24 protein-coding genes and 2 pseudogenes are annotated in these 25,719 nt (G+C 69.9%); 8 read left to right on the forward strand and 18 right to left on the reverse strand.

Annotated features, from left to right (window positions below; translation table 11 throughout):
* Nucleotides 1-47: 47 nt before the first annotated feature.
* Entirely contained in the window at nt 48-731 is a 684-nt protein-coding gene (locus ACFPIH_RS36365; RefSeq protein WP_381181028.1) for a response regulator, read from the forward strand.
* A 139-nt stretch (nt 732-870) separates the two neighbouring features.
* Here the strand turns inward: ACFPIH_RS36365 and ACFPIH_RS36370 are convergent, their stop codons facing one another.
* Nucleotides 871-1,164, reverse strand: a complete 294-nt coding sequence (locus ACFPIH_RS36370) for a hypothetical protein (RefSeq protein WP_381181027.1) — start codon at nt 1,162-1,164, stop codon at nt 871-873.
* A gap of 637 nt (nt 1,165-1,801) precedes the next feature.
* Between ACFPIH_RS36370 and ACFPIH_RS36375 the strand changes: the two are divergent.
* Nucleotides 1,802-2,192 (forward strand): annotated as a pseudogene (locus ACFPIH_RS36375) (zinc ribbon domain-containing protein); the annotation flags it as partial.
* Between the two features lie 143 nt (nt 2,193-2,335).
* On the opposite strand, the gene ACFPIH_RS36380 reads toward ACFPIH_RS36375, so the two are convergent.
* The 12 genes from ACFPIH_RS36380 to ACFPIH_RS36435 form a co-directional block, all read right to left on the reverse strand.
* The gene (locus ACFPIH_RS36380; protein ID WP_381181025.1) at nt 2,336-4,723 is read right to left on the reverse strand and encodes a GMC oxidoreductase; all 2,388 of its coding nucleotides are present in this window, start codon (nt 4,721-4,723) and stop codon (nt 2,336-2,338) included.
* Between the two features lies 1 nt (nt 4,724).
* Nucleotides 4,725-5,837 carry an alpha/beta fold hydrolase gene (locus tag ACFPIH_RS36385; protein WP_381181023.1) on the reverse strand — a complete coding sequence of 371 codons (1,113 nt, stop codon included), beginning with the start codon at nt 5,835-5,837 and terminating at the stop codon, nt 4,725-4,727.
* Nucleotides 5,838-5,991: 154 nt separating this feature from the next.
* The gene (locus tag ACFPIH_RS36390; RefSeq protein WP_381181021.1) at nt 5,992-6,114 is read right to left on the reverse strand and encodes a hypothetical protein; all 123 of its coding nucleotides are present in this window, start codon (nt 6,112-6,114) and stop codon (nt 5,992-5,994) included.
* Nucleotides 6,115-6,258: 144 nt separating this feature from the next.
* Complete coding sequence (locus ACFPIH_RS36395; protein ID WP_381181019.1) at nt 6,259-6,480, reverse strand: helix-turn-helix domain-containing protein; 222 nt, start codon at nt 6,478-6,480, stop codon at nt 6,259-6,261.
* The gene (locus ACFPIH_RS36400; RefSeq protein ID WP_381181017.1) at nt 6,480-6,971 is read right to left on the reverse strand and encodes a DUF2975 domain-containing protein; all 492 of its coding nucleotides are present in this window, start codon (nt 6,969-6,971) and stop codon (nt 6,480-6,482) included. The genes ACFPIH_RS36395 and ACFPIH_RS36400 overlap by 1 nt, the downstream gene beginning before the upstream one ends.
* 150 nt (nt 6,972-7,121) lie before the next feature.
* On the reverse strand, nt 7,122-7,760 hold the full coding sequence (locus ACFPIH_RS36405) for an RraA family protein (RefSeq protein WP_381181015.1): 639 nt from the start codon (nt 7,758-7,760) through the stop codon (nt 7,122-7,124).
* A gap of 986 nt (nt 7,761-8,746) precedes the next feature.
* Nucleotides 8,747-9,391, reverse strand: coding sequence for a dihydrofolate reductase family protein (locus ACFPIH_RS36410; RefSeq protein WP_381181013.1), 645 nt, complete (start codon nt 9,389-9,391; stop codon nt 8,747-8,749).
* Nucleotides 9,392-9,487: 96 nt separating this feature from the next.
* Nucleotides 9,488-10,294, reverse strand: a complete 807-nt coding sequence (locus ACFPIH_RS36415; protein ID WP_381181011.1) for a DUF6461 domain-containing protein — start codon at nt 10,292-10,294, stop codon at nt 9,488-9,490.
* A gap of 310 nt (nt 10,295-10,604) precedes the next feature.
* Nucleotides 10,605-11,018, reverse strand: a complete 414-nt coding sequence (locus ACFPIH_RS36420) for a PIN domain nuclease (RefSeq protein WP_381181009.1) — start codon at nt 11,016-11,018, stop codon at nt 10,605-10,607.
* Nucleotides 11,015-11,272 carry a type II toxin-antitoxin system VapB family antitoxin gene (locus tag ACFPIH_RS36425; RefSeq protein WP_381181007.1) on the reverse strand — a complete coding sequence of 86 codons (258 nt, stop codon included), beginning with the start codon at nt 11,270-11,272 and terminating at the stop codon, nt 11,015-11,017. Before ACFPIH_RS36425 ends, ACFPIH_RS36420 begins: the two co-directional genes overlap by 4 nt.
* A gap of 348 nt (nt 11,273-11,620) precedes the next feature.
* Nucleotides 11,621-12,523 carry a hypothetical protein gene (locus tag ACFPIH_RS36430; RefSeq protein WP_381181005.1) on the reverse strand — a complete coding sequence of 301 codons (903 nt, stop codon included), beginning with the start codon at nt 12,521-12,523 and terminating at the stop codon, nt 11,621-11,623.
* Nucleotides 12,524-12,527: 4 nt separating this feature from the next.
* Nucleotides 12,528-13,616, reverse strand: a complete 1,089-nt coding sequence (locus tag ACFPIH_RS36435) for a C40 family peptidase (protein ID WP_381181004.1) — start codon at nt 13,614-13,616, stop codon at nt 12,528-12,530.
* Between the two features lie 409 nt (nt 13,617-14,025).
* Here ACFPIH_RS36435 and ACFPIH_RS36440 point away from each other — a divergent pair.
* Nucleotides 14,026-14,223: pseudogene (locus ACFPIH_RS36440) on the forward strand (IS1380 family transposase); the annotation flags it as partial.
* Nucleotides 14,224-14,397: 174 nt separating this feature from the next.
* Here ACFPIH_RS36440 and ACFPIH_RS36445 read toward each other — a convergent pair.
* The 5 genes from ACFPIH_RS36445 to ACFPIH_RS36465 form a co-directional block, all read right to left on the reverse strand.
* Nucleotides 14,398-14,970, reverse strand: a complete 573-nt coding sequence (locus tag ACFPIH_RS36445) for a protein kinase domain-containing protein (RefSeq protein WP_381181003.1) — start codon at nt 14,968-14,970, stop codon at nt 14,398-14,400.
* Nucleotides 14,971-15,036: 66 nt separating this feature from the next.
* Entirely contained in the window at nt 15,037-16,068 is a 1,032-nt protein-coding gene (locus tag ACFPIH_RS36450; protein ID WP_381181001.1) for a LacI family DNA-binding transcriptional regulator, read from the reverse strand.
* Between the two features lie 76 nt (nt 16,069-16,144).
* Nucleotides 16,145-16,981: an ATP-binding cassette domain-containing protein gene (locus ACFPIH_RS36455; RefSeq protein ID WP_381181000.1), complete on the reverse strand. Its 837-nt coding sequence runs from the start codon at nt 16,979-16,981 to the stop codon at nt 16,145-16,147.
* Nucleotides 16,978-17,973, reverse strand: coding sequence for an ABC transporter permease (locus ACFPIH_RS36460; protein WP_381180998.1), 996 nt, complete (start codon nt 17,971-17,973; stop codon nt 16,978-16,980). The genes ACFPIH_RS36455 and ACFPIH_RS36460 overlap by 4 nt, the downstream gene beginning before the upstream one ends.
* Before the next feature lie 154 nt (nt 17,974-18,127).
* The gene (locus ACFPIH_RS36465; protein ID WP_381180997.1) at nt 18,128-19,144 is read right to left on the reverse strand and encodes a sugar ABC transporter substrate-binding protein; all 1,017 of its coding nucleotides are present in this window, start codon (nt 19,142-19,144) and stop codon (nt 18,128-18,130) included.
* A gap of 256 nt (nt 19,145-19,400) precedes the next feature.
* Here ACFPIH_RS36465 and ACFPIH_RS36470 point away from each other — a divergent pair, with 256 nt between their 5' ends.
* The 5 genes from ACFPIH_RS36470 (at nt 19,401) to ACFPIH_RS36490 (ending at nt 25,718) form a co-directional block, all read left to right on the forward strand.
* Nucleotides 19,401-20,363: a carbohydrate kinase family protein gene (locus ACFPIH_RS36470; protein WP_381180995.1), complete on the forward strand. Its 963-nt coding sequence runs from the start codon at nt 19,401-19,403 to the stop codon at nt 20,361-20,363.
* Between the two features lie 221 nt (nt 20,364-20,584).
* Nucleotides 20,585-23,146 (forward strand): GH32 C-terminal domain-containing protein, encoded by a 2,562-nt coding sequence (locus tag ACFPIH_RS36475; RefSeq protein WP_381180993.1) that lies wholly within the window; start codon nt 20,585-20,587, stop codon nt 23,144-23,146.
* 29 nt (nt 23,147-23,175) lie between these two features.
* The gene (locus ACFPIH_RS36480; protein WP_381180992.1) at nt 23,176-23,493 is read left to right on the forward strand and encodes a putative quinol monooxygenase; all 318 of its coding nucleotides are present in this window, start codon (nt 23,176-23,178) and stop codon (nt 23,491-23,493) included.
* A 63-nt stretch (nt 23,494-23,556) separates the two neighbouring features.
* Complete coding sequence (locus ACFPIH_RS36485) at nt 23,557-24,591, forward strand: LacI family DNA-binding transcriptional regulator (RefSeq protein WP_381180990.1); 1,035 nt, start codon at nt 23,557-23,559, stop codon at nt 24,589-24,591.
* 515 nt (nt 24,592-25,106) lie between these two features.
* Complete coding sequence (locus tag ACFPIH_RS36490) at nt 25,107-25,718, forward strand: carbohydrate ABC transporter permease (protein ID WP_381180988.1); 612 nt, start codon at nt 25,107-25,109, stop codon at nt 25,716-25,718.
* The last annotated feature ends 1 nt before the right edge of the window (nt 25,719 follow it).

The following is a 25,719-nucleotide window of genomic DNA, read 5'->3' on the forward strand; positions in this document are numbered from 1 at the left end:
CGTCTCGGCGCCCGGCCGGGCAGCCGCGAGGAAGGCGGAAAACACGCATGCCCACAGTGCTCGTCGCAGACGACCAGATCCTCATCCGCTCGGGACTCGTCGCACTCCTGCGGGCCGCACCGGGAATCGAGGTCATCGGCGAGGCGCAGGACGGCGAGGAGGCCATCGAGATCGCCACGCAGACCAGACCCGACGTCATCCTGATGGACATTCGGATGCCGGGCATCAGCGGGATCACCGCCACCGAGCGCATCCTTGCCCAGGCTGCGCCCCCGCCCCCCAAGATCCTCGTCCTGACCACCTTCGACCTCGACGAGTACGTCTACGGCGCGCTGAAGGTCGGCGCCTGCGGCTTCCTGCTCAAAGACACCCCACCGGACCGGCTGCTCGCCGCCATCGACACCGTGCACGCCGGCGACATGCTGTTCAGCGCCTCGGTGATCAAAGGGCTCATCGAGACCTACACCCCCCGCCCGGCCGCGCCCGAGGCGCACTTCGGGCTGGACGCGCTGACGCCCAGGGAGTTAGAGGTCCTCGGGCTGGTCGGGGCGGGCATGTCCAACTCCGACATCGCCCAGCGGCTCGTGCTCAGCACGGCGACCATCAAGACACACGTCCACCGCTGCATGAGCAAGCTCACGCTGAACAGTCGGGCCCAGGCGGTGGTCTTCGCGTACGAGACCGGACTGACCTCCCGAGGCGCCGCATCCTGGGGCACGGACAACATCTGAGGTGTGGGAACTGCCATGCCGTCAAAGGCCCCCGGGAGCGTCAAAGGAGCGCGACCGCAGCCGGGCGCCAGCGCCGGGCGGCGTCGGCCGCACGGGCCGGCACGCGGTCGGCTGCCCTACTGTTGGCCCACATCTACGCTCACCCGTAGCCCCAAACACGCGGGTAGGCGAGTGAGGAGTTGTAGCTCGTGCAATATGCGTAGGACGTCGTCCCGGAAGCCGCGGTGGCGCCAATCGCGTCTTTGCCGTTTTTGCACCTCGCCCACCCGTTGAAGGCGCCGCCGGTGCACTTGATCCCGGCCGTGTTGCCGTCGTCGAACACCTTCGCGCAGGTGATCGCGGACGCTGCGGCGGAGGCGCTGTTCGCCGTGACCCCGAGGCCGGAGCCGGCCAAGGTCAGGATGGCGAACGTACTCATGAGCAGTCGCTTCATTTCCAGGTCCTTTCAGTTCCCGAATACAGGGGAGACCGTCGCCCAGCGGTGGTGCAGTTGCCCACTCGGGGCGATGCTGTCCGGGTACAGGGAAAGCTAACTGGAAGGGCTGTTCCCTCTCGACCAACCGCGGGTTGAACTGCGCCTGCAACCAGGGTGGTTGCGGGTGTACCACCAGGGGTGTAGCTGTGGTTGTAAGCCGGGTGGAGTGATTGCTCCCGGCCTACGTTCGCCAAGAGCTATGGCGCGGAGCGGCCCAAGACAGGCGCGAAGATCACCCGCGGCGCCGGCGCCAGGTTGAAACCCCGACCCGGACGTGCGCAGGAAGCCAGCCGCGCAGCAGAATCCGCTGCTCGTGAGTTCGGCCTCGCGGCCGGGCTTGATAGTTCGAATGGCTCTGACCTGCGCGGATGTAGGTGTCCGTGGGGGTGTCGGGCCGGCTGAACGGGGCCTGGTCACCCGCCTGGTCCGGACGCTGGCCGACCGCAGGCTCGACCGCGTCCTCCCGGCCAAGAAGAGAGCCCCTGGTTCGCGCGGCCGAGACCGCCCGGGCGGCGATGTCACGAGGTGGTCGGCCCGTGCGGTGTGCTGGAAGTCGAGGATCAGGGGGTGCCCAGGTGCTTGGTGGCTTCGACGGGTCAAGTCTGCCAGGGGAACCGTCGAGGAGCCAGGCAAGAACGTTGCCCAGAAGGCTGGGCTGAACCGCTCCATCAGCCAGGAGGCATGGGGCCGCACGGTCACCATGCTGACGTACAAGACCGCCCGGCTCGGCGGCACCGTGGTCAAGGTCCCCGCCCCCGGTACCTCCAGACGCTGCTCGGCGTGCGGCTTCACCACACCGGGCAGCCGGGAGAGCCAGGCCGTGTTCGTGTGCAGGAACCCGGGCTGCGTTGTGGTCGGGCAACGCCGACCACAACGCAGCCCGCAACGTCTTACACCTGTACCGGATGGGCCTCGCGCTCATCCCGGCTGCCGGGAGGGCAGTCGTCAGGCGCGTACAGCGCGTCAAACCCGCTGCCGCAAGGTAAGCAGGAATCTCCCGGCTTCAGCCGGGAGAGCACTTCAAGGTCGGGCCCTTACGGCGTAACGACGACGTGTGTCATGAACCGGATGCCCGGCGACTACGCCGAAGCCCCGGGGGGCTAGGACGGGGCGGTATTTCCTGAGCTTCTCAGGGGCGCCGCAGGGCGTAGGTGTTCCAGAGTTCGCCGGCGAAGAAACGGCCGAAGCGAGTGAGTGCCGCGGTGCCGTGCGGGCCCGTTGTGCGGAACGTGGTGAGCAGGCGGGCGAGATCGGTGGCGCCGAGATTCGCCGTCCCCGTGCCCAGTATTTCGGCGTCGGTCCCGCCCGGTTCGTGGCCGTGTCCGTTCAGGACGCGGAAGGCCAGCCCGGTCGTGTCGGTCCACAGCCGGGCCGGGGCGCCGGGCGCCAGGTCCTTGCGGCCGGCGAAGGTGCGGGGGTGGCCGTCGGCGTCGGTGAAGTGGAGCCGGTAGCGCATCGTGCCGCGGCCGTCCGCGAACAGGCGGACGCTGCCGTGCAGGACGGGGCGGCGCCCTCCGAAGGACGGGCTGTCGATCCAGCCGTCCGCGCGCGCCTCGTGGTCCGGTTCCTCCAGGAAGGCGTCCACGTCGTCGGCCGTGACGGTGAGCCGGAACGCGAACGGTTCGGTCCGGGACCCGTCCGCGCCGGGTGCGTAGCGTCCGCGCAGTTCCTCCGTGAACTGGAGAGAGGTACGGCGGGGGTACGTGCGGTGCGCGGCCGCCCGTGGAGTGGCGGGCCGGTGCTCCAGCAGACGGGTGCACATACGGTCGGCCAGGGCCGCGATGGTGAGGGCCGGGTTGGGGCCCACCGGGCCGGGCATCGCCGCCCCGTCTGCGACGTACAGGCCCGGGTGGCCGAAGACCTCGCCGTACGGATCGCACACCCCGGTGCCGGGGTGCCGGCCGATGGGGGCGCCGCCGAGCGGGTGCACCGTGAGGACGCGGCCCCGGTGCCAGAGCGGATGGTCGGCGTATCCGCCGCCGAGCGCGCCGGCGATCTGCCGCATGAGTGTGCGCGTCCGCTCGAACTGGGCCGCGCTGCCGCCCCGTACCGTCCAGGTGCTGTCCAACCGGCCGCCACGCATGCGCAGTTCGCCGTCCGGCACATCGCGGCCCATCGCGAGCAGCGGCAGGGACGTACCGGTGAACGCGCCGTCGCCGAGGAGCTCGGCGAACGCGCCCGAGAGGCTGGGGTCAGGGGCGCGGGAGATCCGGTCGAGCAGTCTCCCGGCCAGGAAGCGGGCCGCCCGGGAGACTCCCTGCGGTGCGTGAGCGCCTTCGACGAGCCACTCCACGAAACCCGGGTATCCCGCGTCCTGGATGTACCCTCCGCGCCCCGCGCCCGGTACGCCGTCCAGTTCGTCGGGCAGCCGGATGGAGCTGGTGATGACCGGACCGCGGCTGGGACGCATCGGCCGGGGCTCGTCGCCCCGCCTGGCCCGGAGCACGAACGCGAGGTGGTCGCCGTTCGTCGAGAACCGGCTGCCGACCGCCGGGCTCAGACCGGGTAGGTTCCGGCGGGAACGCAGCAGCAGCGAGACCGTGTTGTAGGTGCCGGCGGCGAGGACCAGACGGTCGCAGCTGATGGTGTGGAGCGTTCGGGAGGTACGGGGTGATCCGTAGGGGTGGGGTGATCCGGACGCGCCTCCTCCGTCCCCGCGGCCGTCCGGATCACCCCTTTCCCCTCCCCCTTCGCCATTTGGTCCGTTTCTTTCGTGTCTTCCGTGTCTGACGTAGTCCACCGCGTATCCGCCTCGCGCGAGTGCCCGCACCGCGCGTACCTCGTGCCCGGTGCGCAGTTCGGCACCGTGCCGCCGTGCCGCCGACAGATAGGTGTGGTCGAGGCTGTTCTTGGCACCGTCGTTGCAGCCGAGGTTGCACTCACCGCACAGCCGGCAGGTGCGGCGACCGACACCGTGCAGGTTGCCCTGGTCGGTGTCGGCCATCGGCAGTCCGGGCTCGGGGCCGGCGCCCGGTTCTGGGGCGAAGCTGATCGCGAGCGGCGGCCGTTCCGCCGTCAGGCCCAGCCGTTCGGCCGCTTCACGCATCGCGTGCGCCCGGGGTGTGTCCGTGTAGCCGGGGCGGTCGAGCGGGTACGGGACCGGGCGGAGCATCCGCTCGACCTCGTCGTAGTGCGGGTCGAGTTCGGCGCGGCCGACGGGCCAGGACTCGTAGCCGCCGCCGGGCAGCGGCTGTTCGTCGACGAACCAGCGTTCGTCCTTGCGCAGCAGCACGCTCGCGTAGATGAGTGATCCGCCGCCCAGTCCGCTGGCGACGACGGAGTCGAAGGCGCGGAAGCTCCACACGTCGAACAGGCCGTGCAGGCCTGCCCGCGGGTCCCAGAACGCACGGCCGAGTTCGGCAGGGGAACGGGCGAAGCCGCCGGGCGGGTAGGCGCGTCCGCGTTCCAGCAGGACCACCTGCTGTCCGGCCGCGGCCAGCCGGTACGCGGCCACGGAGCCGCCGAATCCCGAGCCGACGACGACGGTTCCGACGTGTTCGGCGTGCGACTCCGTCATCTCATACAGCCCTTCGGTGGAGGAAGTCCAGGAGGTGCGGGAACACGTCCCGGTGCGCGTCCCGGCCGATGATCGTGTCCACGTAGCCGTAGCCGGGGGCCACGAACAGTTCGTAGCGGTCGGGGTCGGCCGTCTCCCGCGACATCTCCTCGTGCTCCTGGACGACGGAGTCCCCGAAGACGCGGTTGTGCTCGCCGGTCAGGAACAGCACCGGTGGGCCGCCCTTGGCCGCCGCCGCGAGGTAGTCGTCCGGGAGGCGCGCGTGGCGCGGCTCGGCGTCGTCGTACTTCACGGCACGACCCGCTCGTACGATCCTGCCGATGTGCCGGTGGTAGCCCAGCCCGACAGGGCCGAGCAGGTCCGCGACGCGGTCGTGAGTGACGGGGTCGAGTCTGTCGTGGCTGTAGAGCGCGGGCCAGCCGGTGCCCCACATGAAACTCACCATGTGGCAGGCCGGGTTGTCGCACTCCGGGTGCGCCAGTGACACCAGACGGGCGAACAACCCGCTCCGGCTGAACCAGGCCGCGTCGCCGCTCCGCGGGTCGAGCTGGGACAGCCCGAGCGCGCCCTCGACGAGCGCGGGGCCGTACGCCAGCTTCCAGCGCGACCAGGCCGGTACGCGCATCAGCAGGCCGACCGCGCTGGTGACGACGCTGGTGACGTCCCGTACGGCGCCGGCGTACAGGCTCATGAGGAAGGTCATCGACCCGAGGCAGTGCGCCACGACGTGCACCCGCCGTTCGCCGACATGCCGGCGCAGTTCGGCGAGCGCGGCCGGGTAGTCGTACAGGGCGATGTCGTCGAGGGTGTGTGCGTGCGGTTCCGTGTTGTACGGGAAGCGGTTGCTCATCCGCATGTCGAGCGTCCATACGTCCGCGAAACCGTTGTCGAGGAGGCAGGTCGCCAGATTCCGGTGCTCGGGCATGATGAACAGGTCGCTGGACGCGGTCAGTCCATGTACGAGGAGTACGACGTCGTCGCACTCCGCCCGGCGGAAACGGGTCAGTTGGAGGCCGAGTCCGTCGTCCGTGGTGACGGGGTGGACGGTGACCCGGGCGTCGGGAACGCCGGTTGTGGTGTGACGGGGGACGGCGGCGCCCTTCTGGATCGGCACGATTGTCCCCCCTCAGTCGGTCGGCCGCCCCACGATGGCGTCGGCGGCCAGGCAGAGGTCATCGTGGCGCTCCCGGCTTCGGTGTACCTGCGGAAAACCTGAAATCGGCACGTCACGGCGCCGATGCCAGGTCAGGCTGGGTTGCCGTCGCTCTTCAAGGCACCTCACCGCGGCTGCGTGCGTTCGCGGAGCGGGCGTTGCGGCGCAGGCCGGCCGCGATGTTCGTGACGCCGGTCGGTCGCAGTGCTCCGGCGGCCAGGTCGCGCCAGGTCGCCATCGCGCCAGGTCGCCATCGTGCGGGTGTGGCCTGCTCTGCGGTGCCGCGATCGTCGACCAGGGCGGTGCGGTGCGGGTCAACCCGTCCACGTGCCGTGTCGTGGGCCGGTGGTGCCCGGCGTTTTCACGACCGTCCTGGGACACGTCATCCGCCTGCGGCGTCCTCGGCCTCCCAGCGCAGCAGGTCGCCCGGCTGGCACTTGAGCACCTCGCAGAGCGCGGCGAGGGTCGCGAAGCGCACCGCCTTGGCGCGGCCGTTCTTGAGTACCGCCAGGTTGGCGGGCGTGATCCCTATGCGGTCCGCGAGCTCGCCCACGGACATCTTCCGCCTGGCCAGCATCACGTCGATGTCGACGGTGATCGGCATCAGATCACCTCGTTCAACTCGGCCTGCATCTGCGCCGCCTCGACGTCGCGCGCGACGGCCTGGGCGAGCAGCATCCGCAGCACGAGCACGATGAGCGCGACCCCCAGGATGGCCACGCCGACCCCGCCCATGATGACGGTGACGCCCGGGTCGTCCCGCTGGCCCGGCGCATTGAGGGCCGTGACCGCGAACCACACGAGGGCAGCCGCCACGATCGCGCCGATCACGCCGTCCACGTACCGGAAGGCGGCGTGGGAGAACACGGTTCCGCGTCGCACCATCGTCACCAGCCGCCATACGCAGACCAGGGCGACCTGGACCGACACCATGCCCAGGATCGTGACCACGCGCAGCCCGGTCAGCGGGAGCGACCCGTCCTCCGGGTCGCTCCCGCTGACCAACACCCACACCATCAATGCCTGTACGAACACGGTGCCGGCGAGTACGACCACGAGCACGGCGCGCAGCGCACGTACGGTCAGCTTTCCCATCGCACACCCTTCCATCGAATGACGATGGGAATCTATCGAATTTCGATAGGTTAGGCAAGGGCTGGGGTGGAGGGTGGACGGCCGTTTCACACCGTCTCGCTTCGGTTCGTCCCGGCAGGGTGGAGTGACGCCGGGGCGAAATCGTCCGTGTCAGCCCTCGAAGCCCTGGTCGCGCAGGATCTTGTCGATGCGGGTGCGGTGGGCCTCCTCCCATGCGTCGAGGGTCTCGTCGGCCTCCTTGGCCAGCTTGGTCCGGGCGGCGGACAGGGTCTCCTGCGCGCGGGCGGAGGGGACGACCACGACGCCTTCCTCGTCGGCGACGACGATGTCGCCGGCGTTCACCGTGACTCCGGCGCAGCGCACTTCGGCATTGAGCGGCTCGACGGCCTTCTTGCCTCCGGGAATGGGGATCACCCCCCGGGCGAACACCGGGAAGCCCAGGTCCCGGACCTCGGCGAGGTCGCGGATCAGCCCGTCGGCGACAAAGGCCGCGACGCCCCGGCGCTGCGCGACGGCGCACACGTTGCCGCCGGCCAGCGCGTAGTCCAGGTCGCCCGACTCGACGACGATGACGGCGCCCGGTGCGGCGCGGTGGATGGCCGCGTGCAGCATGAGGTTGTCGCCGGGAGGGCACCTCACGGTGAACGCCGGTCCGGCCACGCGCGGCACCGGCGACCACAACGGGCGGATGCCGATGTCCATGACCTGCTCCCGGCCCAGGACGTCGGCGAGGGTGGTGGTCGGAACGTCCGCGAACGGGGAAGCGGCGGCTTCGGTGGCGTCTGGCATGGCTCCTCTGTCCTTCATCGTTGCTGTGGCTGCGGACGCGCGGCCGCGTCCCTTTCCGGGCTGTCGAAGTACTGCACCCAGGTGGCGCCGCCGTCCGGCGTCGACAGTACGGTGCCCTCGTCGCCCACGATCATGGCCGGGCCGATGGGCTGTGGACTCCACCGCCCGCCGGCGCGTGAGGACAGGACGGTTCCGCCGTCGCCGACCACCCAACCGCCGTCGGCGTCGTATGACTGGAGTGAGCCGGGCAGCTGCTGACCACGCGCTGGGTGGCCAGCTCCACCTTGTGGACGTCCAGGGGCTCGACGGCTGCGAGCCGCAGCAGCACCCGCGGCGCGGTGCTGCTGATGTCGGTGAAGGGCCGGCGGACCGGGGTCGGGGGCGGTGATTCTGGAGCTGAGCGGAACTGGTGGCGCTGTCGGGCGCGTAGGAGAGCTGACATCGCGACGCTGCCACGGCCGCCGCACGCAGCTCGGGCGAGCGTTGGCTGGTCGCGGCCTACGGCGGGCTCGTCGTCGCCGCACTCGACCAGCTCGACGAGCAGAGCCTCGGCAGCGCCGGGGTCGCTGAGGAACTGGCCCGCACCATCGTCGCGGCCTTCTCACCGTCAACGGCGGCGCGATGCTCCGCGAGTAACGACCGGACACACTCGACGGCCTTCTCGCCCTCCACCACACATTCGGACGGCCGCGCCTCGGGACACCTGCTCGGCCGCCCCAGGTGCCCACGGTCCGCCACTTCGGTCGGTGCAGCGGCGCCCCGAAACCGAGGGCCTCTTCGGCGACGAACTGCTGGCCACGATGAAACGGGGGCCTACCTGATCAACACGGCCCGGGCAGAGATCGTCGACCGGGGACGCCGTCGACCGCGCCCTACGCAGCGGCCGGTTGGCTGGTTACGCGGCCGGTGTGACTGCGCGCGGGTGCGGCATGCACCTCGGGCTCCTCCGGTCGGAATGCCGACCTGGCGGATCACCGCCGACGACTTCACTCGTCACGCCCGACACCGCGATCGGGTGCGCTCATGTCCCCCGTCCCGGGCGTGCCATCGGCGAGCCCGTAGCGCAGGTACACGGTGCCCTTCGGACCGGCTACGGGCGGTTCGAGGAGTGTGACGTTCGTGGGCACCGCGCCCCCGTCGAACACCTTTTTCCCGACGCCGAGCACGATCGGGTGCACCCAGAGGTCGAGACGGTCGAAGAGCTTCTCGAGCAGGAGGGTCTGCACGAGGTCCAGGCTCCCGACGACCTTCACGTGCTCGTGCTTGTCACGGATCTCGCGCACCGCGTCGGCCAGATCCGGGCCGAGCTGCGTGGACCCGGCCCACGCGAGGTCGGGCCTGCCGTGGGAGGCCACGTACTTCGGGACTCTGTTGAAGAGCCTGGCGATCTCGTTGTCCTCGCCGCTCTCCTGGTGCGGCCAGTAGGCGGCGAAGATGTCATACGTCCGGCGGCCGAGCAGGAGGGCGTCCGTGCCCTCGTACGCGGCAGCGACCTGCGCCCCGGCGGTCTCGTCCAGCAGAGGCGCCTGCCAGCCGCCGAACGGGAACCCCTCCGGGTCCTCGTCGGGGCCGCCGGGCGCCTGCCCGACGAGGTCGAGGGTCGCGAACAGCTCGATGTGGATGAGGCCCATGCCGTACTCCCGATGAGGTGATTGTCTCGGTCGAGAGGTAGACCTGTGGGCGCCGGCAGACTCATCGTTGCTACTGCACCAAAACGAGCCCGCGGGTCAGGTAGTGGGCGATGAAGGCCCGGGGATGACAATCGGTTCTGCGGCCTGGGCGCGGGCGCGGGCGGTGGCGACCTCGACCTCGTCGCGGGTGACTTCCTTGTAGAAGCGTTCCCCGTGGGCGTCGGTGATGTCGATGACGATGCTGGTCCACTCCTCGGCGGGCTCCTCGGGTACATGCCCGAGCTGGTATTCGGCATCCCGGAGCAGTTCCTCCGTCACCCGAACCCCGGTCAGCCGTTCGGCGAGGGCGAAGACCGCCGCTTTGGTGTCGACGCGACTGTTCGTCTCGCCCTCGTCGTCCGACAGTTCGAAACCGACATCACGCATCACCGAGTTGAGGGCATCGGGCGTGTTGCCGCCCCTGACTGTGGGCCACTCGAAGGTGGTCCGAAGTTCGCCGTCCTCGTACCAGTGGAAAAAGTGCATGGGCTTGCCTCCATTGCTGGAGTGCACCGCGGCGCACCCGTCGGCCGACAGGGCCTCCAGGAAGCGCGACTGCATCCCCATGCCCCCGTCTCCGACGTGCAGGACGAGCGTCCAGTCGCCACCTTCGCCCGGGACGGTGAACGCGCCCGCGAGGAAGGACTCGTCCCAGTAGTCCGTCGGGTCGAGCAGTTCGTCCTGCCGCTTGATCAGCGCGTCCGCTCCTGTGCACGTGCCCTGCGGCTCCGCCTCCATCACCCGCAGCACCTCCCCCGGGGCGACGCCCCGCACCAGGCTCAGCGTGTACCCGGTCTCCAGTGCGGAGCGGAACAACGGAGAGGAACGTATCCAGGCATAGTCATGTGCGGTCACCGAAGTCATGCACCGCAGTCTGCCTGCTGCCACTGACAAGACCGTGAATCAGGGAGCAGGCACGCTGCAGAGGCTCCGCCCCTCAGTACTGGGTGCGGAGCCTCTGCGCGGTGGAATGGGAATCCGCCGCAGACGACTGAGAACAGCCTGACAAGGGCGCGGGTGGCGCGTGCGAGGGGTTGGACGTCGAAATTCGGGACGCTGGCAGGACGCAAGGAATCGGCAGTGCCGCCCGGTGGTCTTCGAGTCCGCCGCGATACCACCGCTGCGGGTGCGGCCGGCGAGAGGCTTGGTGCCCGTCCGTGGGGCCGTGCAGGGGCTACTGCCTGAGGTCGATCATGCGGACCGGCTGCCCGGTCGTGCGGGCGATGGTTTCGAAATCGTGGTCGAAGTGGAGCAGTGTCAGTCCCGCTTCCTCTGCGGCGGCGGCCACGAGGAGGTCGACGGGGCCCGCGCTGCGGTGCTCCCCTTTGGCGGTCAGTTGTTCCTGGACGATGCGGGAGCGGCGGTAGATGCCGTCCGGCATCGGGCACCAGGCGTAGTGGGCGTCGAGTGCCGCCTTCAGCCGGGTGCGGTCCGCAGCCGAACGGGCTGAGTAGAGGACTCCCAGTTCGGTGAGGTCGCAGATCGCGACGAGGCCGGCGGCGATCCTGTCGTCCCATTCGGCGGTGTTCTGGCGGAGCAGGACGCGGGCGAGGGCGGAGGTGTCGATGAGGTAGTCGGCGACGGTCACCCGTCCGCTCCGGTGCCGCGCTCGTCGCCTGCCGTGCCCGCGGGGCGGTACGCGTGCTTGTTCAGCAGCAGGTCCATGTTCAGGGCGCCGTCGGCCACCAGTTCGCGGGCTTCCTCGAGTGCGCGCAGACGCCGGTAGCGGGCCGTGACTTCCCGCAGAGCGGTGTTGATGGTGTCGCGCTTGGTGGTGGTGCCGAGTTCCTTGGCTGCTTCTTCCAGGGCCTCGTCGTCGAGGTCGATGACGGTGCGACTCATGGCGGCCTCCTCTGTATACCAGCCAGAATATATCAAGATACAAGATCTTTTATATATGAGTACCGCGATGCCGTGAGGGGGCCCGCGTCTGCGGGGTCATGCCATGGGATCTGGAGCCGACGCAACCGCACGACGCCGACCAAGGTCGCCGAGGTGGGCCATGCCGCGGCCGCCCGGCGCGTTCGGCTCCGGATTGATTCCGCGCAGGCAGCGGAGGCGGCGCAGATACCGGTCCTACCCGCGCAGGCACGGGTAGGACGACGTCGGCCAGGGGGCGGCGGCCTGAGTGCCGACAGCGGACCTTGAGGTGAGTGGTCGCTGAGGGGGCGTCCTGGAGATGGTCCGGGGCTAGGGCGATGACTCGGTGGACCGGCCGGGCCGCCGGGTGAAACGCCGCAGCCCCCGTCGCGCGGGCTTGAGGGGCTTGTCCTCGGGGGCTAGCGGCTCCTGGCCCGTGGTCAGGGCCGGAGCCGGTACGGACCGTCCGCCCTGTTCGAGCCGGCTCCGGACGGTGTGGGCCATGGCCTGGTGGGACGGTTCCAGCAGCAGGCCCTCCGTGGACAGCCGCTCCCACATGTGCAGCAACTCCTGTCCCCGGGTGACCACCTGCCCGTCGTCCATCAGCCGCTGCCACGCCGCGGTGGCGCGGGCCACATCGGGCGCCGCCCGGTTCAGGTCGGTGCGGCACCGGATGCGCGCGACGGTCAGCGCGAGGGTGATGGAGAGCGAGTAGTCGCCGCGCAGATACGCGAGGTACGCCTCGATCGCCCGTGCCTCCAGGGCGAGTTCGTCCTCCGCGCCCCTGCGCAGCGTGAGGTGCTCCCGCAGCGCGCTGGCGAGGACGAACGCGGCGTGCAGCTCCTCGTGCTGCGCGTGCTGGATGATGCGCTCGACGCGGGCGAGCGGCGGGAACGCCTCCTCTTCCGCGGCGGTACGCTCGCGCCCGGGCGGCAGGTCGTCCTCTTCGTCGATGGTCCGGCTCGATCCGTCGGGGTACACACGCAGGCGTGCCACCTGCTTCTCGGTGCGGTCGATGACGGTGGCCGCCACCGGGGCCCCCAGGGTCCGGGCGAACATGGCGACGGCGTCGAGGATCGCCTCGTTGGGCGGACGCCTGCCGCCCATCTCCAGGAGATGGCCGTTGACCACCGTCGACCCGTCCTCGGCCACGTAGGCGTCGAGTCGGATCAGCGGCGGTGCGCTGAGCGCGGGCAGGTTCCCCTTGTCACGGGGTGTCAGCGAGTGGGACATCCGCTCAGACTCCGGGTCGCACGACACCGAGGATGGGCATTTCGGCGGCGGGCGCGGTCGTGACCGTGCGTCCGGGCCGCGGGGCGTGGACGATCTGCCCGCCTCCGATGTACATGCCCACGTGTGTGGCGTCGCTGTAGTAGATGATCAGGTCGCCGGGCTGCGCGGACGCCAGAGTGACCCGGGTCACTCCCTGCCACTGCGTTTGCGAAGTACGGGGTATGGGGTGCCCGGCCGCCGCCCACGCCGCGGAGGTGAGTCCCGAGCAGTCGTACGACGAGGGGCCCACGGCGCCCCACACGTACGGTTTGCCGATCTGCGCCATCGCGAAGCCGACGGCCTGCGCGGCTGCTCCGCTCGCCTTCGCCCCGCCGCCGCCCGAGCCGGTCCCGGTCGAGGTGCCGCCGCCGGCATCGGGGCCCGTCCACCTCGACTTGGCCGCCTGCGCCTCTTCCTTCTCCAACTGGGCCAGCTTGAGGGCCTGTTCCTTCTCAAGCCCGGCCTCGATCCGCTCAGCCTCGGCGATCTTGCCCTCGATCTTCTGCTTCGCCTCGGCCTTGTCCGCGCGGCTGCTCTTCAGCTCCCGAAGCTGCTTCGCGGCGGTGTCGGTCTGCCGGCTGAGCTCCATGCGGGCGGTTTGCTGGGTCTCGGAGACGTTGACCAGGCTCCGCAATGCCTGGCGGGCCTGGGACGCCTCGTTCAGGGCCTGGTCGGGGTGGTCGCCGAGCAGTAACTCAATGCCCGTGGCAGCGAGATTGCCCCCGCGGTACTGCGTCCGGGCAGCCGCGCCCGCGAGGTCGTGCAGATCGTCCACCCGGCTCTCGGTGCGGGCCAGGCCCTCGCGGAGCGACGTCAGCCGCTTCTCCTGCTTGGCCGCCTTCTCGTCCGCGGTGTTGTACGCCTCGGTGGCCACCTCCGCCTCGCGGTAGAGGTCGTCCAGTTCGCCGCGGATGTTCTCGATCGACTGGTCGCCCTGCGGGTCGGGCTCGCTCGGGGCCGCGTAACTCGGCCCGGATATCAGGGCGATCGCAAGGGCCAGGGTTGCTAAGGAGGCCCGACTCCGCAGCCGTCCGGCGCCGGTCGACACGTTCATCAGCTCCACTTTCAGAGGTCGCGTGCAGGCGGCGCAGACGGACGACGTGCTCATCGCAGTCGCCACCGCGGTTCATGCGGAGGGCCGTTCAAGTCTCGAACACAGTACCGTCCCCCGAACGGCTGACCCCTGTATCCCCGCGCGTGTCAACCTGCTCGCACGCAACTTCTCCAAACCGTCGCCCTCTCGGCGCCCGGCGCTTCCACTCCTCGCGCGTCTCGGCCCGCATGCGGGCGCCGGTCCTGGCGACGATGCGCTGGTTCTCCCGCAGCAGTTCACGGCGCTCTCCAGAGCCCCGTACCGACAGTTCGCCGGTGTCGACGGCGGTCTGCACGACGCACCCCCGCTCGCTCTCGTGGGGCGCAGCCGTGAAAGCGCCACCGCCCGGCCGACGCCTCCGAAGGCCGGCGACCTTTCGGGACATCCCGACGGCACCTGGATCATCGTGCGGCGTGAGCGCCCGCATCCCGGCGCCCAGCTCTCGCTGTTCGACCTGGACGGGGGCATGCCCCACCAGGTCTTCCTCACCGACACTCCCATCGCGGGCGGCGGATCCATCCAGCACCTGGAGGTCCGCCACCGCGCGCACGCCGGAGCCGAGGACCGACCTGGACCCGCACCCTGCTGCTGGACGGTGAACTGGCCACCGCAGTCCCCGCACGCGATGGGTGTGCCCTAAAGGGCGGTGCCCCATTCCCTTCATCTGGTCCTTGGCGGCGGTGATGAAGGCGTGGCCCCTTCCTCATGCTGGACGTTCGGGCACCGGCAGCGCGGGACACGACTATGGACAGCAAGGCGACCGAGAGTTCCCGGACCGAGGCGGAGCAGCATCGGCACGGTTCCGGAGCCACCACGGAGGACGGACGAAGCGCGGAGGCCTCTGGTGCGTATGCGCCGGCCCGGGCGCGGCCCGGGGTGTGGCTCGGCGTATGCGTCCCGGGTCGGCGTCCGCTGCCCGCAAGAGGCGCTCGGCGTCCTCGGCCGATATGCGGTCGGCCGGGTTGCCGGCGAGCAGACCCTGGACCAGCGGGGTCAGCGGCCCGGCGCCTCGCACTTCGGGAGCCGGCTCCATGGCAACGGCGTACATCGTCTCCGCCACCGTGTCCCGGAGGAATGGCGAGCGGCCCTCGACCGCCTGGAAAAGCGTTGCGCCCAGCGCCCACAGGTCGGCCTCCGGACCCGGCTTGGCGCCGACCAGGCGCTCGGGAGCCATGAAGTCGACCGACCCCACCAACTGGCCGGTGCGGGTGAGAGCCGAGGACTCGGCGGCCTGGGCGATGCCGAAGTCGGTGAGGACCACCCGGCCGTCCTCGGCGAGCAGCACATGAACACGCGGTCGTAGGAGTCGAGTCACGGGCTCGGCGATGGTCTGCTGCCTGGCCCGGCAGCGTGGATGGCGGGCACCGGTCGCGACGGCGCGTCACGCCTCCTGCAGCGCAGGGACGGGAAGCTCGCCCGAGCCTCGGACGATCAGACGGGTGGGAACGGTGATGGTGCGGGCGCGAGTGCGGTCGCCGTCCAGGCGGGCCAGGGCGGTGGTCGCGGCTGCCCTGCCGAGTTCCTCCGCGTCCTGGGCGACGACCGTCAGGGCCGGCTCGAGTGCCTCGGCGAGCGCCACCTCGTCGAAGGCGACGAAGGCGACGTCCTTGCGCTTGCTGCGGGCCAGTTCGGCGACGATGCCCAGCGCCATGATGTTGTTGCCGGCGAACAGGGCCGTGGGGGGATCGGCCAGGCCGAGGAGCTGGGCGGTCGCGGCCTCGGCGCCCTGCTGGTCGTGGGCGTTGGCGACGAGCGAGCGGTCGTAGGGGATGTCGGCTTCCTGGAGCGCGGAGCGGTAGCCGGCCAGACGTTCACGGCGGGTGTACAGCTTCAGGGGCAGGTCGCCGACGAAGCCGATGCGCCGGTGTCCGTGGGCGACGAGGTGGGCGACGCCGTCGTGGGCTCCGGCACGGTTGGAGCTGACGATGCTGTCCGTGGCGAGGCCGGCTCCGGGTCGGTCGAGGAAGATCACGGGCAGTCCCGCCGTACGGTGGGACTTGAGGTGGGAGTGGTCGGCGCCGACGGACGGAACGACGATCAGGATGCTGACGCGGCGGGCGAGGAACTTGTCCGTCAGGGAGCGTTCCCGCTCGGGGTCGTCCGCGGAGGAGCCCATGAGCAGGGTCAGTCCACGGTCGCGGACGGTGTCCTCGATGGCGCGGGCCACGGCTCCGAAGAAGGGGTTGGCGAGGTCGGGGATGACCAGGCCGACGGTGGTGTCCGGGCCGCCGACGCGGATGTTGCGGGCCATGAGGTTCGGCTGGAAGCCGAGCTTGGCCACCGCGGCGAGTACCTGTTCCCTGGTCTGCGCGGAGGCGGGACCGTCCTCGTTGAGGACGCGGGAGACCGTCTTCGCGCTGACGCCGACTTCTCGGGCGACGTCGGCCAGGGTGGGGCGGCGGTTCGCTGCCATGGAGGAAACCGTCTCCTGAGGGCTCTCGGTTCCGGCCGCGGCCTCGGCCGGAAACTGGGAGAGCTCGGTTGTGCTGTCAGGTGGCCTGGACTCCGGCGGCCTTCGCGGCCTCCGAATCCGCTACGACAGTATCTCCGGCCTCGTCGACGGTGAGAGCGCCGGTCATGATGGCGACGACCTCGGCCATGGAGTAGTCGGAGGGCTTGATCACGGCGGCACGCCGGCCCAGTCGGTGGACGTGGATCCGGTCGGCGATCTCGAAGACGTGGGGCATGTTGTGGCTGATCAGGACGACCGGCATGCCCTTGTCGCGGACTCGGCGGATGAGGTCGAGGACCTGGCCGGACTCCTTGACGCCGAGGGCGGCGGTGGGTTCGTCCATGACGACGACGCTGCGGGCCCAGGCGACGGAACGGGCGACCGCCACGGCCTGCCGCTGTCCGCCGGAGAGCGTCTCGACCGACTGCGTCAGCGAGCGCAGGCCGATCTTCAGGTCGGCCATGTGCTCGGCGGCCTCCTGGCGCATGCGCTTCTTGTCCAGCATGCGGAAGACACTGCCGAGGGGGCCGGGGCGCCGCAGCTCGCGGCCGAGGAACATGTTCGAGGCGATGTCCATGGAGGCGGCCACGGCGAGGTCCTGATAGACCGTCTCGATGCCGTGGGCGCGTGCGCTCTGCGGGCCGGAGAAGGTGATGGGTTTGCCGTTGAGGCGGATCTCGCCCGCGTCCGGGACCACCGCGCCGGTGAGGGCCTTGATCAGGCTGGTCTTGCCGGCGCCGTTGTCGCCGATGACCGCGAGGACCTCGCCGGGCAGCAGGTCGAAGTCGGCGCCGTCGATGGCGGTGACCTGGCCGTACCGCTTGACCAGACCGCGGGCCTGCAGCACGGGTGTGGGGGAGGGGGTGGCGGTCATCGGGCCTTCTTCCGGGAGATCTGGTCGACGGTCACCGCGAGGATCACCAGGACACCGGTGATCAGGGTCTGGTAGATGGAGGCGACGCCCATCAGCTGGAGGCCGTTGCGGAACACGCCGACGATGAGCACGCCGATGAAGGTGCCCAGGACCGATCCGCGTCCGCCGAAGAGGCTGGTACCGCCCAGGACCACGGCGGTGATGCTGTCGAGGTTGTCGGTCTGCCCGGCCTGCGGGTCGCCGACTCCGGTGCGGGAGATGAGCAGCAGGGCGGCGACGCCGTACAGCAGGCCGGCCACGGTGTAGATGCCGATGGTGAGGCGGGAGGTGCGGATGCCGTTCAGCCGGGCGGCCTCGGCGCTGTTGCCCAGGGCGTAGACGTGCCGGCCCCAGCCGGTGCTGCTCAGCGCGTAGGCGAGGAGGAGGAACAGGGCGATGGTGACCAGGGAGCCGTAGGTGATGTCGGTGTGGCCGAGGGGGAAGGTCTCCCCGAGGGCCGTCAGCGAGCCGGGCAGGCTGGTGACCGTCTGCTCCTCGGAGTAGATGTGGGTCAGCGCGAACGCCACGTTGAGCATGCCGAGGGTCACGATGAACGGGGGCAGCGGGATCTTCTGCACCAACAGCCCGTTGAGCAGGCCGAATCCGCCGCAGACGGCCATGCCCAGCGCGATCGCGACGAGCGGTGGGACGGAGCCCTCGGCCGCCATCTTGGCGATCACGATGCTGCCGAACGCCATCACCGCCCCGCACGACAGGTCGATCCCCGCAGTGAGGATGATCAGGGTCTGCCCGATGGCGAGGGTGCCCACGACCATCACCTGCTGCACGATCAGCGAGAAGTTCCCGCCGGTCAGGAACTGGTCGGTCGAGAAGGAGAAGAAGGCGCAGGCCAGGAGGAGGGCGGCCAGCGGGCCGGTGGTCGGCGCCGTGAGCAGTCTGCGGGCCGCGGTCGGTGCTTTGAGCTCGGCGTACGGCGTTGTCGTCGCTGTCATGCGAAGTCCTTGTCGGAAGACAGATGCCCTTGTCGGAGGACGAGGGCGCAAGCCCCCGCCGCCGGGACAAGGGGGGCGGTCGTCCCTGGTCGGGGAGGTGGGCCGACCGCCCCGCTGAGGGGAGTGGCGGTGTCGTACGGTCCTGTGCGGCGGCTCAGCCCCAGCAGTTCTCCAGGCCGTAGCCGGTGTCCTTCGACGTGACCCCGTCCTGCGCCTTGTCGGTGATCAGGGTGACGCCGGTGTCGGTGTAACCGGACGCCTTCTTGCCGTCCTTGGCGTACGTCACGACGGCCTTGACGCCCTCTGCGGCCATCTTCAGCGGGTACTGCTGCGAAGTCGCGGCGATCTTGCCGTCCTTGACGGCCTGGGTGCCGGTGCAGCCGCCGTCGACGGAGACGATCAGCACGTCCTTCTCCCGGCCCTTGGCCTTCAGCGCGGTGTACGCGCCCAGGGCGGCCGGTTCGTTGATGGTGTAGACGACGTTGATGTCGGGCGACTTCTGCAGACAGTTCTCCATCGCGGTCTGGCCCTTGGCCTGGTCACCGCCGGTGTCCTGGGCACATACGACGTCCTTGTCGGTGGCGCCGAAGCCCTTCAGGAAACCGTTGTGCCGCTGGACGCCGACGGAGACGCCCGGCGCCAGGTCGAGGGCGGCTATCTTCGCCGTCTTGCCCTTCATGGCGGCCTTGGCGTACTCGCCGATCAGCTGGCCGGCCTTGAGGTTGTCGGTGGCGAAGAGGGCGTCGACCGCGCTCTCCGGCTCGGTCGGGGTGTCCAGGGCGATGACCAGGACACCCTTGGCGCGGGCCTTCTCGATCGCGGGCACGATCGCCTTGGAGTCGCTCGGGGTGATCAGGATGCCCTTCACCCCGGCGGCGACCATGTTCTCGATGGCGGTGACCTGCCCGGCGTTGTCCCCGTCGAACTTGCCCGCAGCCGTGGACAGTTGCGCGCCGTTCTCCTTGGCGGCCTTCTCCGCGCCCTCCTTCATCTTCACGAAGAACGGGTTGGTGTCGGTCTTGGTGATCAGACCGACCTTGACGGTGCCCGAGCCGGAGCCCGAGGAGCCCGAACCGGAGCCGGAACCGCAGGCCGTCAGGGTGAGGGCCGCGACTCCCGTGACCGCGGCGGCTCTGAGGAGGGAGGAGGACAGGCGGGTGGTGCGAGACATCATCGACTCCTGTGGGTAGCGGGCGGCACGGGGTTGGGATCAGAGCATGCCGCCCGGGGTGTCAACGTTGACTTATGTCATCGTTGACACTGCCTGGCGAGGATGATGGACTCCGGATCCCGGCAACGTCAATGCCTTCTGCTCGTCACGAATCGGCAACGTCCGTAGCCCCCGTCGCCGCGCGGCTGGTCAGCGCCTGTGCCGCCGCGCGGCCCCTTTGCCCGGTCTTTCCGAGCCTTCCGAGAGAGAGCAGCCCATGAGCCCGCGTCAGATCACTGTTCTGGGGGAGTGCGTCGCGGACGCCTTCGCCGCATCGGTAAACGACTCGACCGAACTCGCTCTGCGGGTGCTGCCGGGTGGGGGACCTGCGAATACGGCGGTGGCCCTGGCGCGCCTCGGCACGCCGGCCCGCTTCCTGGCGCGGCTGTCGGGCGATGTGTTCGGCCGGCTGTTCCGGGCGCATCTGGAGGGGTCCGGTGTGGATCTGTCGTACGCCGTCGCCGCTGCGGAGCCCAGCACGCTGGCGGTGGCGGAGCTGGATGACACTGGGCAGGCCGCGTTCTCGTTCCACGCGCAGAACACGGCGGACTGGCAGTGGACTGCGGGGGAGCTGGCGGGGGTGGATCTGTCCGGGACGGCGTGTGTGCATACCGGGTCGCTGGCGCTGGTGCGTGAGCCCGGCGGGGCGGTGGTGGAGGAGTTCCTGGCGGCGGTGGCTGCGCGGGCCACGATCAGTATCGATCCCAACGTCCGGCCGCTGCTGGTGCGCCCCGAGGTCTACCGGGCCCGGCTGGCGCACTGGTGCGCGCTCGCGGACATCCTGCGGCTGAGCGAGGACGATCTGGAACTCCTCCTGCCGGGCACTTCGCCCGAGCGGGCGTGCGACATCTGGCATGCCGCGGGGGTGCGGCTCGTTGTGATCACGCTCGGCGCCGGCGGTGCCCTGGCCTCGCTCGACGGTGAACGGGTGCGGGTTCCGGCGGTGGTCACGCGGGTGGTCGACACGGTCGGGGCGGGGGACTCCTTCACCGCCGGTCTGCTGCATCATCTCGGTGCTCGCGGGCTCCTCGGTGGCCGGCTGGCCGGTCTCGGTCTCGGCGAGGTCGCGGAGGCCTGCCGGTTCGGCGCTCGGGTCGCGGCCCTGACCTGCTCGGTCGCCGGTCCCAATCCGCCGTGGCGGAACCAGCTGGAGCAGCTCACGGCCACCGGCGGCGCCTGACGGGCGGGCGGGCCGCGCCGGGTAATTCCGCCCGGACCGTTGACGCATCGGCCGGATTCCGCTCATCATCGGGCCACTCGATGTCATCGATGACACAAGTCAACGATGACACCCCTGGGCCGACGGCGTGGACGACGACGCCGACCCGGGCGTCACTCTCGGGCGGTCCACGCCGGAGCCGCAGGCACGGCCCGGTGGACGGCCACAGCACAGGAGACACCATGAGCTCAAGACGTGTATCCCGGCATGCCCGCATACGGATGATGGCGGCGGTGGCGACCGTCGGCGCCCTGTCCGCAGCCCCGCTCGCCCCCCAGGCCGTAGCCGCCGACACCCCGCCGTACTCCGAGACCTACCGGCCCCAGTTCCACTTCACGCCGGAGAAGAACTGGATGAACGACCCCAACGGCCTCGTGTACTACGAGGGCGAGTACCACCTCTTCTACCAGTACAACCCCAACGGCAACTCCTGGGGCGACATGTCCTGGGGCCACGCGGTGAGCAAGGACCTCGTGCACTGGACGCAGCTGCCGCTCGCCCTGTCGTACGACGACAACGAGATGGTGTTCTCCGGCAGCGCGGTCGTCGACTGGGACAACACCACCGGGTTCGGCACGAAGGAGAACCCGCCCATGGTGGCGATCTACACCAGCTACAACAAGGACACCGGAGTACAGGCCCAGTCGATCGCCTACAGCACCGACCGCGGCCGTACCTGGACCAGGTACCAGGGCAATCCCGTCATCGACATCGGCTCCAAGGACTTCCGCGACCCCAAGGTCCAGTGGTACGCGCCCACGAAGAGCTGGCTGATGACGGTGTCGATGTCCGCCGAGCACAAGGTGCGGTTCTACTCGTCCAAGAACCTCAAGGACTGGAACCTGCAGAGCGAGTTCGGGCCGTCCGGCGCGACGGGCGGCGTGTGGGAGTGCCCCGACCTGTTCCCCCTGGCGGTCGACGGGAACAAGAAGAAGATCAAGTGGGTCCTGGTGGTCAACATCAACCCCGGTGGCATCGCGGGTGGTTCGGCCGCCCAGTACTTCGTCGGCGACTTCGACGGCAAGAAGTTCACCGCCGACGACAAGGGCACCTACACCCCGCCCACCGGCACCGTGGTGCAGGACTTCGAGGGCACCGACTTCGGCTCGTGGACGACCACGGGCACCGCGTTCGGCACGGCGCCGGCCGCCGGGGCGGTGGACGGCCAGGGTGCGGTCGACGGGTTCGACGGCAAGGGCCTCGCCAACAGCTTCCACTCGGGTGACGCCGGCACCGGCACCCTGACCTCGCCCTCCTTCACCGTCGACAGCAAGTACCTGAACTTCAAGGTCGGTGGGGGCCGGCACCCGCACGTGGACGGCACCGTCATGGAGCAGGGCCCGCCGCCCGCGGGCACGGTCCTCGCCGACTTCGAGGGCGGCACCTACGGCGACTGGACGACGACCGGGGACGCCTTCGGCACCGCACCTGCCGCCGGCACCCTCCCCAACCAGCAGGAGGTCTCCGGCTTCCTGGGCAGCGGCCTGGTCAACAGCTACCTGAACGGCGACACCACCACCGGCACCCTCACCTCGCCCGAGTTCACCCTCGACAAGGACTACGTCAACTTCCTTGTGGGCGGCGGCAACCACCCCGCCGGCTCCGACAACCCGACCGCCGTCGAACTCCTCGTCGACGGCCAGGTGGTCCGCAGCACCACCGGACAGGACGGCGAGGCACTCAACTGGGCTTCCTGGGACGTCAAGGACCTCGCCGGCAAGAAGGCCCAGATCAAGATCGTCGACGACAACAGCGGTGGCTGGGGCCACCTCAACGTCGACCACATCATGCTCTCGGACACCCAGGCCCAGCCCGTCTCCCAGGAGACGTCCGTCAATCTGATCGTGGACGGCAAGGTCGTCCGCAGCGCCACCGGTTCCAACAGCGAGACCCTGGACTGGGCCTCCTTCGACATGCGCCCCTACGCCGGCAAGCAGGCGCAGATCCAGATCGTCGACATGAACACCGCCGGCTGGGGCCACCTCCTCGCCGACCGGTTCACCGCCGCCGACACGGCCGCGAAGTCCGTCGTCCAGCGCGCCGACTGGGCCGACTACGGCAAGGACTACTACGCGGCGGTGTCCTGGGAGAACGCGCCGGGCGACAAGCGGTACATGATCGGCTGGATGAACAACTGGGACTACGGCGGGGCCATCCCCACGTCGCCCTGGCGCGGCGCGCAGAGCATCCCCCGGGAGATGGCCCTGCGGACGGTGGACGGCCGCATCCGGCTGATCAGCCAGCCCGTGAACAGCGTGACATCCCTGCGCCAGCCGCACGCGGTGTCCGCGTCCGGCGTCACCGTCACGAGTGCCTCCAAGACCCTGATCGGCCCCGCGGCCAAGGGCAAGGCGCTCGACATCCAGGCCACGTTCTCCCTCGAGGACGCCGACCGGTTCGGCCTGAAGGTGCGCACGGGAGCGAACGGCGAGGAGACCGTCATCGGCTACGACACCACGACGCAGGAGCTGTACGTCGACCGCACCCACTCCGGCGCCGTCGACTTCAACAGCACCTTCCCCGGCGTCCAGACCGCACCGCTGAAGGCCGAGAACGGCAAGGTGAAGCTGCGGATCCTCGTCGACTGGTCGTCCGTCGAGGTCTTCGGCGGCAGCGGCGAGGCCGCGATCACCGACCAGATCTTCCCCGACCCCGCCAGCCAGGGAGTGCAGGTCTTCGCGGAGAACGGCACGGTGAAGCTGGACAAGGCCGTCGTCTGGCACCTCGGCTCCGCCCACGAGTGACGCCCGCAGCCGACAAGGAGAACGAGACCGTGAAGAAGACCCTGCTCGCCGAGTTCACCGCCCGCGAGGGAGCGGAGGACGAGGTCGCCCGCCTGATCGGCGACTACGCCCTGAAGGTGCGCGAGGAAGAAGGCAACATCGCCTTCGACGTCTACACCAAGGCAGCCGACCCGCGCGCCTTCTGGATCTTCGAGGTGTACCGGGACGAGGACGCCTTCCAGGCGCACCTGAACGCCCCGTACGGCGGCCCTTTCAACGCCGTCCTCACCCCGCTGATCGAAGAGGACGCCTCCGTGCTGACGTTCCTGAACCCCCTGCGGCGACGAGATTCGTTTACGAGCCGTTGACATGGTCCCCCGCCGGGGCGCAGTCTCATCCCGCACTCACCTGCCAAAACGATTGGGCACCACATGGGCAGGCGGATCGGGATCAAGGACGTGGCGGCAGCCGCCGGAGTCTCGGTCACGACCGTTTCCCACATCCTCAACGAGGTCGAGGGCAAGCGCGTCAACACCGAGACCCGGCAGCGCGTTCTGGAGGCGGCCCGGCAACTGGGGTACGCGCCCAACGGACTGGCCCGTGGCCTGCGGCTGAAGCGGTCGAGCACCATCGGCTTCGTCAGTGACCAGATCGCCACCACCCCCCACGCGGGCCGGATCATCCTCGGAGCACAGGAGGAGGCCGCCAAGCACGACCTCCTGCTGCTCATGATGAACACCGGCGGAGACCGGGAGCTGGAGCGCAGGGAGATCGAACTGCTGCTCCAGCGCCAGGTCGACGGGGTGCTGTACGCGTCGATGTACCACCGGGTCGTGGAGGTGCCGGAGCAGCTGCGCTCGGTCCCCACGGTGCTGCTCGACGCACGCGCGGACGACCCGTCCGTACCGTCGGTGGTACCCGACGAGGTCCAGGGCGGGGCGACGGCGGTGCGGGAACTGCTCCGCCACGGCCACCGCCGTATCGGCTTCCTCAACAACGTCGACGACATCCCGGCCACCCACGGACGCCTGGAGGGATACCGGCAGGCCCTCGCGGAAGCCGGCGTCCCGTTCGACCCCCGGCTGGTGGTGGCCGAGACCGCCTCCGCCGCCGGCGCCTACCGGGCGGCACTCACGCTGCTCCGGGCGGCGGAACGGCCCACCGCGTTGTTCTGCTTCGCCGACCGGATGGCGATGGGCGTCTACCACGCCGCCGCCGAACTGGGGCTGTCGATCCCCGCCGACCTGTCCGTCATCGGGTTCGACAACCAGGAACTGATCTGCGACGGCATGTTCCCCGGGCTGACCACCGTCGCCCTGCCGCACTACGAGATGGGGGCGCGGGCTGTCGCACAGCTGCTCGCGCTCACGGGCGCAAAGGACCGGGGGACCGGTCCGGCTGCCCAGGAAATGCTGCCCTGCCCACTGGTGGCACGGGCATCGGTCGCTTCGCCGCCCCGACTCTGACCTCGGAACGGCGAAGCACCACCGGTACAAGCGGCCGTCACTACCGGCCGCCGGCACGGTCTGTCAGGACCGTGCCCAGTGAATCTGGAGGGACCCGGTGGAATCGAGAACCAGGCGCCTCGCCGTGTCGAGCATAGCCGCCCTCGCCGCGGCGGCGCTCGTGGCCGGGTGCGGCGGCAGCGGGAGCACCGGCTCGTCGGGCGCCGACGGCAACACGCTCACCCTGTGGACGCACAACGCCGGCAACGCCGCCGAGTACGGCGTCGTGAAGCAGATCGTCAAGGACTTCAACGCCGGCCAGAGCAAGTACAAGGTCAAGATCCAGGCGTTCCCGCAGGGTTCCTACAACGACTCGGTGGTCGCCGCGGCCTCCGCGAAGAAGCTGCCGTGCCTCCTCGACGTCGACGGGCCCAACGTCCCGAACTGGGCCTGGGGCGGGTACCTCGCGCCGCTGGACCTGTCCAACACTCTACTTCGCCGTCGTCGTCGTCCCGCTGCAGGGCGGTCTGGCGCTGGTGCTCGCGCTGCTCGTCAACGCCAAGGTCAAGGGCGTCAACTTCTTCCGCACCGTCTACTTCCTCCCGGTCGTCACCTCGATGGTCGTGGTCTCCATCCTGTGGACGCTCCTGTACCAGAAGACCGGGCTGGTCAACGAGCTCATCTCCCACCTCACCCTCGGCCAGGTGCACGGACCGGACTGGCTGACCGACCCGTCCACGGCCATGCCCGCCATCATCGTCATGTCCGTCTGGCAGGGCGTCGGCTTCCACATGATCATCTGGCTGGCCGGACTGCAGACCATCCCGCAGGAGCTGTACGAGGCGGCCGACATGGACGGCGCCACCCGCTGGGCACGCTTCCGGCACGTGACCTGGCCCGGCCTCAGCGCCACCCGCACCTTCGTACTCATCACCATCACCATCAGCGCGTTCGCCCTGTTCACGCAGGTCAGCGTGATGACGCAGGGCGGGCCCCTGGACTCCACCAGCACGGTCGTCTACCAGGCCGTACGCACCGGATACAGCCAGCAGCAGACCGGATACGCGTCCGCGATCTCCCTCGTCTTCTTCGTTCTGGTGCTGGCCGTCTCCCTCGTCCAGCGCTTCCTCACCCGGGAGAAGGACTGAC

This window comes from Streptomyces vulcanius, from assembly GCF_042653945.1.
Lineage (GTDB): Bacteria > Actinomycetota > Actinomycetes > Streptomycetales > Streptomycetaceae > Streptomyces > Streptomyces mangrovi.

Coding starts and splice junctions, on each gene's coding strand:
- ACFPIH_RS36410 (WP_381181013.1), bottom strand. CDS start 9,391: ATGGGCCTCATCCACATCGAGCTGTTCGCGACCCTCGACCTCGTCGGG.
- ACFPIH_RS36380 (WP_381181025.1), bottom strand. CDS start 4,723: ATGACGGAGTCGCACGCCGAACACGTCGGAACCGTCGTCGTCGGCTCG.
- ACFPIH_RS36365 (WP_381181028.1), top strand. CDS start 48: ATGCCCACAGTGCTCGTCGCAGACGACCAGATCCTCATCCGCTCGGGA.
- ACFPIH_RS36395 (WP_381181019.1), bottom strand. CDS start 6,480: ATGCCGATCACCGTCGACATCGACGTGATGCTGGCCAGGCGGAAGATG.
- ACFPIH_RS36465 (WP_381180997.1), bottom strand. CDS start 19,144: ATGTCTCGCACCACCCGCCTGTCCTCCTCCCTCCTCAGAGCCGCCGCG.
- ACFPIH_RS36470 (WP_381180995.1), top strand. CDS start 19,401: ATGAGCCCGCGTCAGATCACTGTTCTGGGGGAGTGCGTCGCGGACGCC.
- ACFPIH_RS36475 (WP_381180993.1), top strand. CDS start 20,585: ATGAGCTCAAGACGTGTATCCCGGCATGCCCGCATACGGATGATGGCG.
- ACFPIH_RS36430 (WP_381181005.1), bottom strand. CDS start 12,523: ATGTCCCACTCGCTGACACCCCGTGACAAGGGGAACCTGCCCGCGCTC.
- ACFPIH_RS36415 (WP_381181011.1), bottom strand. CDS start 10,294: ATGACTTCGGTGACCGCACATGACTATGCCTGGATACGTTCCTCTCCG.
- ACFPIH_RS36455 (WP_381181000.1), bottom strand. CDS start 16,981: ATGACCGCCACCCCCTCCCCCACACCCGTGCTGCAGGCCCGCGGTCTG.
- ACFPIH_RS36435 (WP_381181004.1), bottom strand. CDS start 13,616: ATGAACGTGTCGACCGGCGCCGGACGGCTGCGGAGTCGGGCCTCCTTA.
- ACFPIH_RS36425 (WP_381181007.1), bottom strand. CDS start 11,272: ATGAGTCGCACCGTCATCGACCTCGACGACGAGGCCCTGGAAGAAGCA.
- ACFPIH_RS36390 (WP_381181021.1), bottom strand. CDS start 6,114: ATGGCGACCTGGCGCGACCTGGCCGCCGGAGCACTGCGACCGACCGGC.
- ACFPIH_RS36370 (WP_381181027.1), bottom strand. CDS start 1,164: ATGAAGCGACTGCTCATGAGTACGTTCGCCATCCTGACCTTGGCCGGC.
- ACFPIH_RS36405 (WP_381181015.1), bottom strand. CDS start 7,760: ATGCCAGACGCCACCGAAGCCGCCGCTTCCCCGTTCGCGGACGTTCCG.
- ACFPIH_RS36400 (WP_381181017.1), bottom strand. CDS start 6,971: ATGGGAAAGCTGACCGTACGTGCGCTGCGCGCCGTGCTCGTGGTCGTA.
- ACFPIH_RS36460 (WP_381180998.1), bottom strand. CDS start 17,973: ATGACAGCGACGACAACGCCGTACGCCGAGCTCAAAGCACCGACCGCG.
- ACFPIH_RS36450 (WP_381181001.1), bottom strand. CDS start 16,068: ATGGCAGCGAACCGCCGCCCCACCCTGGCCGACGTCGCCCGAGAAGTC.
- ACFPIH_RS36485 (WP_381180990.1), top strand. CDS start 23,557: ATGGGCAGGCGGATCGGGATCAAGGACGTGGCGGCAGCCGCCGGAGTC.